The organism is Streptomyces sp. TM32 (assembly GCF_004122755.1).
Lineage (GTDB): Bacteria > Actinomycetota > Actinomycetes > Streptomycetales > Streptomycetaceae > Streptomyces > Streptomyces sioyaensis.
Window position 1 is genome coordinate 73,673 of the sequence record NZ_SDIG01000009.1, and the last position, 12,563, is coordinate 86,235.

A 12,563-nucleotide genomic window follows, 5' to 3' on the forward strand; every position below is an offset into this window, starting at 1 on the left:
GGGTCAGCCGGAGCTGACCGCGCGAGGGTGCGGGCGGCTCAGGAGCTGAGCGTCCAGATCGCGTGCGCGATGGCGTCGGTGTTGTTGTCCAGCGCCTTGTCGTCGAGGTTCTTCGAGGTGTCGCAGGACTGGTGGTAGCAGGCGTCGAACGCCTTGCCCGCCGTGCCGCCCCAGGCCTTCGCCTGCTTCTCGGTCTTGATGTAGTCGGCGCCGGAGAACAGACCGCCGACCGGGATGCCGGCGTCCTTGAAGGAGGCGTGGTCGGAGCGCCCGTCGCCCTCGGTCTCCTTCTCGGTGGCGATGTTCTTGGTGGCGAACCAGTCCTTGAAGACCTTCTCCAGGCGGGTGTCGTCGTCGTAGACGAAGTAGCCCGGGTTGGGCGAGCCGATCATGTCGAAGTTCAGATACGAGTCGATCTTCGACTTGTCGGCGCCGAGCTTGTCGACATAGGCCTTCGAGCCGACCATGCCGTCCTCCTCGTCGCCGAACCAGGCGAAGCGGAGGTGCTTGGTGGGCTTGAGGTTCGACTTGGCGACCGCGAGGGCGACCTCCAGGATGCCCGCCGAGCCGGAGCCGTTGTCGTTGATGCCGGGGCCGGCGGGGACCGAGTCCAGGTGGGCGCCCGCCATCACGGTCTTGCTTTCGTCGCCACCCTTCCAGTCGGCGACGAGGTTGTAGCCCTTGGCGCCGCCGTTGTCGAACTCCTCGACCTTGGTGGTGAATCCGGCCTTGTCCAGCTTTTCCTTGACGTAGTCGATGGACGCCTTGTAGCCGGCCTTGCCGTGGGCGCGGTTGCCGCCGTTGGCGTCGGCGATCGACTGCAGCTGGTCCAGGTCGGCCTTGACGGCCTTGACGTCGATGTCCGGGGCGTCCGCCGGGGCGGGGTCGGCGTGGGCGCCGGCCGCGGTGAAGAGGGTGGCGGCCAGGGAAGTCGCGGCGCCCGTGGCCAGCGCGGCCCGGCGTATTCGTGCCGAATTTTTCACGGTATGAGCTCCAGGTGTGGGGGGATGGTGCGGAGCGTTTTGACGCGCACATGAGAATTGCGATCACTTTGCAAACCGTCAAGAGCGCATATCGGACAGGCGTGTTCGCCGAGCGGGGTGTATCCCGTTAGATGTGGTTGATGGTGGTTCGTGGTGTGTGGGTGTCATCTGTTCTGTGGTCGCGCGCGGTGCGCAAGGGGTGGATTTCGCCACGGGATCCTGTGTGCCCCAGGGGGAGGGGAGGGGCTGAGGGCTGTGCGCCCGTCCCCGGGCGGGCGGTGGTGGCGCCGTGCTGCGGAGCGCTGCCGCGGTGTTACGTCGGCCGTATGAAAGGGCGCCGACGCGTCCCTGGCTGTAACGCCGACGAAATCCCGCCGAACTAGTCTCCTGACGTGGGGCTCTTGATGGCCAAGTGCTGGAAGTCGGTTTGCTCCTCCTTTAATTACTGCGTGGTACATCTATCGGCACAGGTGTGCCCACGCCTGTGACCTGGGTGAATGTGTCCGGGTGGGAAGACCGTGAGGTGGTACGTATGCAACTGACCCCGCATGAACAGGAACGCCTGATGATTCATGTGGCGGCCGACGTGGCCGAAAAGCGCCGCTCGCGGGGAGTGAAGCTGAACCACCCGGAGTCGATCGCGTTGCTGACCGTGCACATCCTCGAAGGCGCCCGGGACGGCCGTACGGTCGCCGAGCTCATGTCCTCCGGCCGCAAGGTGCTCACCCGCGACGAGGTCATGGAGGGCGTCCCGGAGATGATCCACGACGTACAGGTCGAGGCCACCTTCCCCGACGGCACCAAGCTCGTCACCGTTCACGAACCCATCAACTGACCGCGGGAGTGCCGAAGATGATCCCGGGACAGATCCTCCATGCCGACGAGCCGGTGCGCCTCAACGAAGGCCTCCCCCGCACGCGTATGACCGTCCTCAACGCCGCCGACCGCCCCGTGCAGGTCGGCTCCCACTACCACTTCGCCGAGGCCAATCCCGGCCTGGAATTCGACCGCGCGGCCGCACACGGCAAGCGGCTGAACGTCGCGGCCGGCTCCGCCGTGCGCTTCGAGCCCGGCATCCCCACCGAGATCGAACTCGTACCCCTCGGGGGCAAGCGGATCGTCGAAGGACTGCGCGGGGAGACCGGAGGCGCTCTCGATGGCTGAGCTCACTCGTCAGGCGTACGCGGACCTCTTCGGCCCCACCGCCGGCGACCGGATCCGGCTCGCCGACACCGACCTGGTCATCGAGATCACCGAGGACCGCTCGGGCGGGCCCGGCCGGGCCGGTGACGAGGCCGTCTTCGGCGGCGGCAAGGTGATCCGCGAATCGATGGGGCAGTCCCGCGCCACCCGCGCCGAGGGCACCCCCGACACCGTGATCACCGGCGTGGTCGTGCTGGACCACTGGGGCATCGTCAAGGCCGACGTCGGCATCCGCGACGGGCGGATCACCGCCCTGGGCAAGGCCGGCAACCCCGACACCATGGACGGCGTCCACCCCGACCTGGTCATCGGACCCGAGACCGAGATCATCGCCGGCAACGGCAAGATCCTGACGGCCGGCGCCATCGACACCCACGTCCACTTCATCTGCCCCCAGCAGGCGGACGAGGCCCTCGCCTCCGGCGTCACGACGATGATCGGCGGCGGTACCGGCCCCGCCGAAGGCAGCAAGGCCACCACGATCACCCCCGGCGCCTGGCACGTGGCCCGGATGTTCGAGGCGATGGACTCCCTGCCGGTCAATGTCGGACTGCTCGGCAAGGGCAACACCACCTCCCTCGCCTCGATGCGCGACCAACTGCGGGCCGGCATCCTCGGCTTCAAGATCCACGAGGACTGGGGCGCGACCCCGGCCGTCCTCGACGCCTGCCTGACCGTCTGCGAGGAGAGCGGCGCCCAGCTCGCGATCCACACCGACACTCTCAACGAGGCCGGCTTCCTCGGCGACACCCTCGCGGCCATCGCCGGCCGCTCGATCCACGCCTTCCATGTCGAAGGCGCCGGTGGCGGCCACGCCCCCGACATGATCGCGATGGTCTCCGAGCCCAACGTGCTGCCCGCGTCCACCAACCCCACCCGGCCGCACACCGTCAACACCGTCGAGGAACACCTCGACATGCTGATGGTCTGCCACCACCTCAACCCCGCCGTCCCCGAGGACCTGGCCTTCGCGGAATCCCGGATCCGGCCCTCCACCATCGCCGCCGAGGACATCCTGCACGACCTCGGCGCCATCTCGATCATGTCCTCCGACGCCCAGGCCATGGGCCGGATCGGCGAGGTAGTGCTGCGTACCTGGCAGACCGCGCACGTCATGAAGCGGCGCCGGGGCAGCCTGCCCGGCGACGGCGGTGCGGACAACCACCGCGCCCGCCGCTATGTCGCGAAGTACACCATCAATGCCGCGCTCGCCCAGGGCATCGACCATGTCGTCGGCTCCGTCGAGGACGGCAAGCTCGCCGACCTCGTCCTGTGGGACCCGGCGTTCTTCGGCGTCAAGCCGCAGCTGGTCATCAAGGGCGGCCAGATCGCGTACGCGCAGATGGGCGACGCCAATGCATCCATCCCCACGCCGCAGCCGGTGCTGCCCCGCCCGATGTTCGGCGCCACCGGCAAGGCGCCCGGCAGCAACTCGGTCAACTTCGTCTCCCCACAGGCCCTTGACGACGCGCTCCCCGAACGCCTCCCGCTGGCGAAGCGCTACGAGGCGATCCGCTCCACCCGCGGCGTCACCAAGGCCGACATGCGCAACAACGACGCCCTGCCGCGGGTCCAGGTCGACCCCGACACCTTCACGGTGACCATCGACGGCGAGGTGGTCGAACCCGCCCCCGCCGCCGAACTGCCCATGGCCCAGCGGTACTTCCTCTTCTGATGTGGCGCCGATGGAACATCCCGACGAACGCCCCGGACCACCGATGAGCCGCGCCGCGCTGCTCGTCCTCGCCGACGGCCGGTTCCCCGCCGGCGGGCACGCCCACTCGGGCGGTGCCGAACCGGCCGTCACCGCGGGGCGCATCACGGACGCCCCCACCCTGGAGGCCTTCTGCCGGGGCCGGCTGCACACCGCCGGCCTGGTTGCCGCCGGGCTCGCCGCCGCGGCTGCCGCCGGTCACGACCCGCTCCTCCTGGATGACGCCGCCGACGCCCGGACGCCCGTACCGGCGCTGCGGCAGGTCGCCCGGCGGCTCGGCCGGCAGATGATGCGGGCCGCCCGCGCGACCTGGCCGAGCGCCGCGCTCGACGCGCTCGCCGCGGCCCGTCCGCGCGGTGCACACCAGCCCGTCGTGCTGGGCCTGGCCGCCCGGTCCGCGGGCCTGGCGCCGCTGGACGCCGCGCACGCCGCGGCCTACGAGAGCATCAGCGGTCCGGCCGGCGCGGCCGTCCGGCTGCTGAGCCTGGACCCCTTCGACGCCACCGCTGTGCTCGCCCGCCTCGCCGCCGACGTCGACCGGATCGCCCAGCAGGGCGCCGACGCCGCGGAGCGGGTCGTCGCCGAAGGGACCGATGCGCTGCCGGCCGCCTCCGCGCCACTGCTCGACATCACCGCCCAGCAGCACGCGGCCTGGCCGGTGCGACTCTTCGCGTCCTGACCCCGCCGGCCCGCCGGACCCGCGCGCCCCTGGCCGTACGAACCACGGAGTGACCATGCATCTCGACCCCAAGGAAACCTTCCCCGAGCGGCACACCTACAGCGCCGCCGAGCCGAAGCGCCCCGACGGCACCCGGCGCGCGCTGCGCATCGGACTCGGCGGGCCGGTCGGCACCGGCAAGACCGCCACCGTCGCCGCCCTCTGCCGGGCCCTGCGCGACGAACTGTCCCTCGCCGTGGTCACCAACGACATCTACACCCGCGAGGACGCCGAGTTCCTGCTGCGGGAGGCCGTCCTGCCCGCCGAGCGGATCTCCGCCGTCGAGACCGGCGCCTGTCCGCACACCGCCATCCGCGACGACATCTCCGCCAACCTGGAGGCGGTGGAGGACCTGGAGGACGCGGTCGGCCCCCTCGACCTGGTCCTGGTCGAGTCCGGCGGGGACAATCTGACGGCCACCTTCTCCAAGGGGCTGGTCGATGCCCAGATCTTCGTCATCGACGTGGCCGGCGGCGATGACATCCCTCGCAAGGGCGGCCCCGGCGTCACCACCTCCGATCTGCTCGTCATCAACAAGACCGACCTCGCGCCGTACGTCGGCGTGGATCTGGCGGGCATGGCCCGCGACGCGAAGGCGCAGCGCGGCGAGCTGCCGGTCGTCTTCACCGCGCTCACGTCCGACAACGGCGTGCGGCCGGTCTCCGACTGGGTCCGCGGGCGGCTGGCCGACTGGAGCGCGGGCCGCGCATGACCCTCGCACCGCACACACCGGCCCGGCCCGAGGGGACGCGCGCCCCGTCGGCCGCCGGACTGCGTGCCACCGCCCGCATCCTCGCGCGGCCCGACTCCGTGGGCCTCACCCGGCTGCCGGTCCTCGACGGCGACGGCCCGCTCGCGCTGCGCCGCGTCGGCGCGCCCGGCCGGCAGGCCCGGGTCTGCGTGGTGGGTGCGATGAGCGCCCCGCTCGGCGGCGACCGGCTGGGGCTCGACGCCACCGTCGAGGCGGGCGGTGCGCTGCGCGTCACGGCCGCCGCCGCGACCGTCGCGCTGCCCGGCCGTACCGGGGAACCCGCCCATTACGACGTACGGTTGACGGTCGGCGACGGAGCGCGGCTCGACTGGCTGCCGGAACCGCTGATCTCCGCGGCGGGCAGCGACCTGCGGATGACCACCACCGTCGACCTCGCCCCCACCGCCCGTCTGGTACTCCGCGAGGAGCAGGTCCTGGGACGCAGCGGCGAGGAGACCGGTGCACTGCGCAGCCGGCTCACCGTCCGCCGGGCCGGCCGGACCCTGCTCGACCAGGAGACGGCCTACGGGCCCGGCGTCCCCGGCTGGGACGGTTCCGCCGTCCTGGGCGGGCACCGGGCGGTCGGTCAACTCATGGTGGTCTCACCGGACTTCGACGATCGGCCGGCGGACGTCCGGTTGCTCGGCGGTGCGGCGGGGGAGCGGTCCGCGGCGGACGAGGGCCAGGGGGTCCTCGCGCCGCTCGTCGGCCCGGCGGTGCTGGCCACGGCCGTCGCCCCGGACGCGCTGCGGCTGCGCCGTCTCCTGGACGAGGCCGCGCGGAGCGCCGCCGCCGGGTGACGGCGGCGGCGCCCTTCGTCAGACCTCCAGCTCGCCCTCGACCTTGGCGAGGCGGTGGCGGGCCAGCGCGAGGTTGGCGCGCTTGCGGTCCAGCACCAGGTACAGGAAGAGGCCCTGGCCGCTCTTGCCCGTCACCGGGCGGATGATGTGGTACTGCGAGGTCAGGGTGATGAGTATGTCCTCGATGGAGCCCGTGAGTTCCAGCATCTCCATGGTGCGCATCTTGGCGCGTACGACATCGGTGTTGCCGGCCGCCGCGACGTTGAGATCCAGCGCCTGGTTGTCGCCCAGAGCGGCCAGAGCCATCCCGCTGGTGTAGTCGACCAGGGCGACGCCGACGGCGCCCTCGATGGACGACATCGCGTCGGAGAGGGCGGATTCCATTTGAGCCATGAGGGGTCAGACCTTTCATTTCTTGACGGTATTGCCAGGTATGCGGGGGGTATGTGGGCGTACTGCGCGGGTGCCGGGGCGTGGGGCGCCTATCGGCGGTGTGGCGTGTCCACGAGGGCGCCGATGCGTTCCGCGGCCTTCCTTGCCTGCAGGTGGAGCCGCCCCACGTTGGTGTCCGGGCTCGCCACGGCCGTGAGCACCGCGCGGCGTCCGGCGGAGTAGGCCGCGATATAGCCGTCGGCGCCCCGGGTCAGGGATTCCTCGAAGGCGCCCTGTCCGGTCGCCTCGGTGAGGCGCTGGGCGACCCCGATCGCCGCGGCGGTGAGCGCGGCCAGGCCGTCCGGTTCGATGTCCGGCAGATCATGCGCGATGACCATGCCGTCCACACTCGCCACCATCCCGCCCTGGAAGTGACGTACTTGCTCGCGCAACGTATGCAATTCCTCCCGTATCCGGGGTTCGATCGTCATCAGTCTCCTTTTCCTGACGCGCCCTCTGATGACGCGCCTCATGGGGTGCACCGGCTTCGCGCGGCGGAGCTCACAGTTCTTCCTCCAGCGCCGTACGCAGGCGGACGAGGAGGGCGATGGTCGGGTCGGTCGTGTCGAAGACGTCCGGAAGCGGTAACTGCCGTACGGGAGCGATGTGTTCGACGGCGGCGGGGGCGGGAGACCCGTCCAGGCAGGCGCCTGGGTGTCGCCGCGGGAGCGGCGGCGGGGGCGGGGGGAGCTGGACCAGGCCGGCCGCGGCGAGCAGGCGGATGTCGAGCAGCGTCGCGAAGGCCGACTCCCCCAGCGCACGGGCCAATTCGTACGGGGTGTGCAGGCCGTCGGCGTGGTCGAGCAGCCGCCGCTGGCGGCGGGTGGTGGCGGCCGGCATGCGGGTGCCGACGGGGATGACGGGCGAGGTGTCGGCCGCGGCCCAGGGCTGGAGCCGGTCGAGCAGCGCCCGGCGGCGGGCCGTCGCCTGCAGGAGGGCGGTGGTGCTGACGGGGCGGATGACGCCCAGCCAGTGCGCGGTTCCGGGGGTGAAGGAGGTCGCCCCGGGCAGCAGCGGCAGGGCGAAGAACGCCGCGTCGAGCAGGGCGGCGAGATGGCAGATCTCCAGTTCGCCCTGCGTCAACCAGCCCTCTTCGACCAGGAATCGGCCGCCGGTCCGCCGGTCCCCGGCCGCTTCGGCGGCGTACTCCCAGCCCTGCGGCGGGACCTTGCCGGCCGCGGTGAGTCGGCTGCCGAGCCCGGGAGCAGCGGTGCTCTCTATGCAGTACACCGCACCGTCGAGGAAGTAGAAGCAGCCGTGCGGACCGGAGAGGGCGCCGGTGACGCGTTCGGCGGCGAACCGGTCGAGCAGCCCGGCCGGAGCGGGCGGGGGAGGAGATATGGGCAGGCCCATGGTGGTTCCCTTTACCGTTCGTACGAGGTGGCGGAGCGCGCCGTCAGGACGCGACCAGCTCCGCCGCCAGATCGCGCAGCCGGAGCCGGGCGACGGCGAGATTGGCCTGGGAGCGGTCCAGCCAGAGGTAGAGGTAGGTCTGACTGTCGAAGACCGTGTGCACGAAGCGGATGAGGTGGTAGCTGCCCGCGGCCGTGATGATGAGGTCCTCCAGAGCCGGACCGCCGGTGCCCTCGGTGTCGAAGGTGGCGTTGCGCGTGACGGCCTGCACCACATCGGCGGTGTCGGCGGCGGCCGCGTCGTGGTCGCCGTGCGGCGCCTGCCCCGCTGTGCCCAGTGTCAGACCGCTGGTCCAGTCGATCAGTCCGGCGCCGAGCACGCCCGGGATCCCCATGGCTCGGAACAACACCTGATCGATACCCGGCACTTCGGATCTCCTTCGGGACGATTCGGTCATCTGGCGCGAAAACGCCGAAGCCCTCCCGTGGCGGTGAGTGGGAGAGCCTTCACGGAAGGTTACTGAAGGGGTGCGTCTGGCACATGCCTCACGGGCAGGTCTACGGCAATTGACGTATTCTCGCCCCTGCACGCCCCCTTCGACGGCCAATGCGCCGGCCATCAACCGGCCGGGTGGGTAAGGGTGTTGAGGCCCCGTCGTGGGTACCGACCCTGGTCCTTGCCTTTCTCTCGCTCGGCCAATTGTGCGGTATTCCCCCCAAGTTGACGGCTCCGGTGGTATAGCGGGAACGGCGTAGGGCGGGCGTCCTTTGCCGACGAACCTGGCCGGAATGGTGGGGTACCCCCGCGATCTCCCAGCCGTTCGACAGCGAGGTACCGGCCACTCTTCGGTAGATCTTGGTGCAGGGGGTCCGCTACCGGGGCGGTGGGAGCCCGGCGGGGGAGCCGTCCGCAGCCGAGCGGTCATCCCGTGTGGCCCCCCGGCGAACCGGAGCCGGAGCGGCCGGATACCTACAGCTTGGTAAAGAATTGCGGTGCGAACCTGTTCAAGCGGGCACGGCACCCGTCAGGATCCCTCTGTAAGCCTGTGATCAACGCCGTCAACAGCGGCGCACCATGCAGGGGGAATTGACCACGTGAGAAAATCAGCAGCGCTCGGCGCCGCCGGCACCCTGGTGACCGGAGCGCTCCTCGCCGGAGCGATAACTGCCACGCCCGCCACCGCGGGTGAGCGGCACCAGAGCGGCTCGGCCGAGGCGCGCGGCGTACAGACCGCCGCCGCGCGCGCCGCCAAGAAGGGCATCCACTGGCAGGACTGCCCCGCCGACTGGGGCTTCAAGTCACCCATCCAGTGCGGCTATGTCGTGGTCCCCGTCGACTACGCCAAGCCCAACGGCCGCACCATCAAGATCGCCGTCGACCGGGCCGTCAGCACCGGCAGCAAGAAGGAGCGCCAGGGCTCCCTCCTGTACAACCCCGGCGGTCCCGGCGGTTCGGGCATGAGGTTCCCGACCCGCATCACCACCAAGAACCCGCTCTGGGCCAAGACCGCCAAGGCGTACGACTTCGTGGGCTTCGACCCCCGGGGCGTGGGGCACTCCGCGCCGATCTCCTGCATGGACCCGCAGGAGTACGTCAAGGCGCCCAAGGCCGACCCGGTGCCGGACAGCGAGGCGGACAAGCGCGCCCAGCGCAAGCTCGCCAAGGAGTACGCCGAGGGCTGTGCCGAGCGCAGCCACGGCCTGCTGCCGTACATGACGACGCCGAACACCGCCCGCGACATGGACGTCATCCGTGCCGCGCTCGGTGAGAAGAAGCTCAACTACCTGGGCGTCTCCTACGGCACCTACCTGGGCGCCGTGTACGGGACGCTCTTCCCGGGCCATGTCCGCCGGATGCTCGTCGACAGCGTCGTCGATCCCTCCCGCGAGAAGATCTGGTACCAGGCCAACCTCGACCAGGACATCGCTTTCGAGACCCGCTGGGGCGACTGGAAGAAGTGGGTCGCCAAGAACGACGCCGCCTACCACATCGGGGACACCCCCCAGAAGGTCCAGGCGGCGTGGGACAAGCTGCGGGCGACCGCCAAGAAGGACCCGATCGGCGGCGTCGTCGGCCCCGCCGAGCTCACCGGCTTCTTCCAGAACGCGCCGTACTACGACTCCATGTGGACCACGGTGGCCGAGGTCTGGAGCGCCTACCTCTCCGGCGACAGCAAGCCGCTGGTCAAGAACGCCGGTCCGGACCTCAAGGACACCGCGGGCAACATCTCCTCGGAGAACGGCAACGCCGTCTACACGGCCGTCGAGTGCACCGACGCCAAGTGGCCCACCAACTGGCGCACATGGGACCGCGACAACACCCGCATCAACGCCAAGGCACCGTTCATGACCTGGTCCAACGCGTGGATGAACCTGCCCTGCGCCACCTGGCCGGTCAAGCAGCAGCACGCGGTCGACGTCAAGACGGGCAAGGGCCTGCCGAACGTGCTGATCGTGCAGAGCGTCCGTGACGCGGCCACGCCGTACGGCGGCGCCGTGGAGCTGCACCGCCGCTTCAAGGGCTCCCGCCTGATCACCGAGCGGGACGCCGGGTCGCACGGTGTCACCGGTCAGGTCAACCCCTGCATCAACAACCGGGTCGACGCGTACTTCCTGGAGGGGAAGACCGACCCCAAGGACGTGACCTGCGCTCCGCACGCCACGCCCCAGCCGGGCAAGGCGCCTGCCAAGGCCGTCGCCAAGGCCGCTGCCGACCTTCTGTCCGCCCCCTGATCCGTCGCGGCAGATAAAGGGGCGGCCGGGATCTTCCCGGCCGCCCCTGTCGCATCCGCGGGGTGGTGGCGCCCGGCCGCTCGCCGACAGCGGCGGACCATCGGGCGGGCGCGCGGCGGCTCCGCCGTCCCGCCCGCCCCTCGCTCACCCCGCGAACACCTCGGAGAAGGCGGCCCTGGTGGGGGAGTCCTCGCGGCGGTCCAGCACGGCGAACACGACGCGGTCGAACCACCCGGCGAAACGGCCACCGGACAGCAGGGCGCCCGCGAACGCCGCTGCCACCTCGGCCGGTTCATTACGGAAGACCCCGCAGCCCCAGGCCCCGAGCACCAGCTGACGGTGCCTGCCGGCCGCCGCCACCTCCAGCACCCGCTCCGCACGCGCCGCCAGCACCGCCGCCACCCGGCCCGTGTCGGCGGGCTGCCGCCGCGCGATCACCCCGGCATTCGGCGCGGCCGCCGTCAGGAAGCCCGCCTCGTACGGCGTGTCGAGCAGCGTGCCCCGGTCGTCGCAGAACACCGGCACACCGGGGGAGAGGATCACCCGGTCGCTGTAGAACGGGCTGGGATCGGCCCGGTGCGCGGCGTAGAACTCCGGGGCCTCGCGGACACGGGTGGCGAGCAAGGTAGGCGCCGGCCGCGTGCCCCGCCAACGGATATCGGCGTGCCCGGCCGGTCCGCCGGCCTCAGCCCTGCCCGCCGCGGTCGGCCAGCCAGCGGTCCTCGGCCGCATAGCCGAACAGCTTCTCGTCCGGGTAGCGGTCGGCCATCGTCGGGAACACCTCCCACCAGTCGCGGCCCTTGATCTGATCCGCCAGCCAGGCCACCGTCTCCGGCAGCGACTCCTCGTACGTCGTCACCGCCCGGTAGCCCAACTCCCGCTCCGCCGCCGTCAGGTCGTAGACGATGGGGTGCGGTGTCGTCCACGGTGTCGTGCCCACCCCGGTCGACGGCGGGGCACCGGCCGGCCCGACGAGCTCGCTCGGCGGCGCCCCCATCGCCGCGTCCACCGCCGCGGAGATCTCGGCGACCGTCGGCGCCTGCGGATCGCCCGCATTGAGCACCCGCGAACCCGGCCGGCGCGCCGCCAGCCGGACCAGCTCGGCGAGATTGTCCACATGCACCGGATGGAAACGGCTGCTGCCGCCGTACGCGAGCACCCGCACCCGCCGCCCGTCCAGCACCCGCTTGACGAAGTACAGTTCACGCGGCAGCGGGCTGTACGGACCGTGAATCGCGCCGGCCCGCAGCAGCGTCACCGGCAGCCGGTCGCCCTGCGCCAACAACGCCCGCTCCAGGGCGATCTTGCGGGTGCCGTAGTCCGCGTCGCCGGGCGGCACGGTCGGCTGGGTCTCGGGGACGGGCACCGGATAGGTCGGGAAGCCGTCGGGCTCGCCCATGGTGGCGAAGCTGCGTCCCCGGTCGTCCTCGTACACCGCGCCGCTGGAGATCACCACGGCCGAACCGATCCGGTCGGCCAGGCCGGTCAACTGCCGGGCGTGCGCAGCACCGTAGGCCACACAGTCGAGCAGCACGTCACAGCCCTCGCCGAGCAGCCCGGCCAGCGCCGCGTCGTCCTCCCTGTCGACCGCCGCCGAACGGACCTCCGCCGGCCAGGAGTCATCACGCCCGCCGCGCCGGGACGCGGCCGTCACCTCCCAGCCGTCCCGTACCAGGGCCCGCACCGCCGCGCGCCCGATCTGTCCGCTCGCCCCGATCACCACTGCGCTGCCTGATGTCATGCCGGGACTCTACGAACGCGGGGGCGGCGGCCGCCGCACGGTTCGCCCCCGGCGCAATGCGCCGCGGGGCGGGAGCCGGACGGCCGACCGCTCAGGCCGCCTGCCCCTTCCTCGCCCCCTTGCCTTTCCCCTTCCC

Annotated in this window: 13 protein-coding genes and 1 pseudogene; 7 read left to right on the forward strand and 7 right to left on the reverse strand. The window is 71.4% G+C overall.

Annotation, left to right across the window (positions count from 1 at the left end):
* Window positions 1-38: 38 nt before the first annotated feature.
* Window positions 39-983 carry a M28 family metallopeptidase gene (locus EST92_RS04180; RefSeq protein ID WP_129279574.1) on the reverse strand — a complete coding sequence of 315 codons (945 nt, stop codon included), beginning with the start codon at window positions 981-983 and terminating at the stop codon, window positions 39-41.
* Window positions 984-1,515: 532 nt separating this feature from the next.
* On the opposite strand from EST92_RS04180, the gene EST92_RS04185 reads away from it, so the two are divergent.
* The 6 genes from EST92_RS04185 to EST92_RS04210 are packed head-to-tail and all read left to right on the forward strand — an operon-like array spanning window position 1,516 to window position 6,169.
* A complete protein-coding gene (locus tag EST92_RS04185; protein ID WP_006608038.1) occupies window positions 1,516-1,818 on the forward strand; it encodes an urease subunit gamma in 303 nt (100 codons plus the stop codon).
* 17 nt (window positions 1,819-1,835) lie between these two features.
* Window positions 1,836-2,147, forward strand: a complete 312-nt coding sequence (locus tag EST92_RS04190; protein ID WP_129279575.1) for an urease subunit beta — start codon at window positions 1,836-1,838, stop codon at window positions 2,145-2,147.
* Window positions 2,140-3,861 (forward strand): urease subunit alpha, encoded by a 1,722-nt coding sequence (locus EST92_RS04195; RefSeq protein WP_129243529.1) that lies wholly within the window; start codon window positions 2,140-2,142, stop codon window positions 3,859-3,861. Before EST92_RS04190 ends, EST92_RS04195 begins: the two co-directional genes overlap by 8 nt.
* Window positions 3,862-3,904: 43 nt before the next feature.
* The gene (locus EST92_RS04200; protein WP_129279589.1) at window positions 3,905-4,579 is read left to right on the forward strand and encodes an urease accessory UreF family protein; all 675 of its coding nucleotides are present in this window, start codon (window positions 3,905-3,907) and stop codon (window positions 4,577-4,579) included.
* A 55-nt stretch (window positions 4,580-4,634) separates the two neighbouring features.
* Window positions 4,635-5,330 carry an urease accessory protein UreG gene (ureG, locus tag EST92_RS04205; protein ID WP_129279590.1) on the forward strand — a complete coding sequence of 232 codons (696 nt, stop codon included), beginning with the start codon at window positions 4,635-4,637 and terminating at the stop codon, window positions 5,328-5,330.
* Window positions 5,327-6,169 (forward strand): urease accessory protein UreD, encoded by an 843-nt coding sequence (locus tag EST92_RS04210; RefSeq protein WP_129279576.1) that lies wholly within the window; start codon window positions 5,327-5,329, stop codon window positions 6,167-6,169. Before ureG ends, EST92_RS04210 begins: the two co-directional genes overlap by 4 nt.
* A gap of 18 nt (window positions 6,170-6,187) precedes the next feature.
* Here the strand turns inward: EST92_RS04210 and EST92_RS04215 are convergent, their stop codons facing one another.
* From EST92_RS04215 to EST92_RS04230, 4 genes are all read right to left on the reverse strand, one after another.
* Window positions 6,188-6,562: a hypothetical protein gene (locus EST92_RS04215; protein WP_129279577.1), complete on the reverse strand. Its 375-nt coding sequence runs from the start codon at window positions 6,560-6,562 to the stop codon at window positions 6,188-6,190.
* A gap of 89 nt (window positions 6,563-6,651) precedes the next feature.
* Window positions 6,652-7,032 (reverse strand): roadblock/LC7 domain-containing protein, encoded by a 381-nt coding sequence (locus tag EST92_RS04220; protein WP_129279578.1) that lies wholly within the window; start codon window positions 7,030-7,032, stop codon window positions 6,652-6,654.
* A gap of 70 nt (window positions 7,033-7,102) precedes the next feature.
* The gene (locus EST92_RS04225; protein ID WP_129279579.1) at window positions 7,103-7,954 is read right to left on the reverse strand and encodes a hypothetical protein; all 852 of its coding nucleotides are present in this window, start codon (window positions 7,952-7,954) and stop codon (window positions 7,103-7,105) included.
* Between the two features lie 43 nt (window positions 7,955-7,997).
* A complete protein-coding gene (locus tag EST92_RS04230; protein WP_129279580.1) occupies window positions 7,998-8,381 on the reverse strand; it encodes a hypothetical protein in 384 nt (127 codons plus the stop codon).
* Between the two features lie 667 nt (window positions 8,382-9,048).
* Here EST92_RS04230 and EST92_RS04235 point away from each other — a divergent pair.
* The gene (locus EST92_RS04235) at window positions 9,049-10,686 is read left to right on the forward strand and encodes an alpha/beta hydrolase (protein ID WP_129279581.1); all 1,638 of its coding nucleotides are present in this window, start codon (window positions 9,049-9,051) and stop codon (window positions 10,684-10,686) included.
* A gap of 144 nt (window positions 10,687-10,830) precedes the next feature.
* Here the strand turns inward: EST92_RS04235 and EST92_RS04240 are convergent.
* Both EST92_RS04240 and EST92_RS04245 read right to left on the reverse strand, forming a co-directional pair.
* Window positions 10,831-11,310 (reverse strand): annotated as a pseudogene (locus EST92_RS04240) (TIGR02452 family protein); the annotation flags it as partial.
* Window positions 11,311-11,371: 61 nt separating this feature from the next.
* A complete protein-coding gene (locus EST92_RS04245) occupies window positions 11,372-12,427 on the reverse strand; it encodes an NAD-dependent epimerase/dehydratase family protein (RefSeq protein WP_129279582.1) in 1,056 nt (351 codons plus the stop codon).
* Window positions 12,428-12,563: the final 136 nt, after the last annotated feature.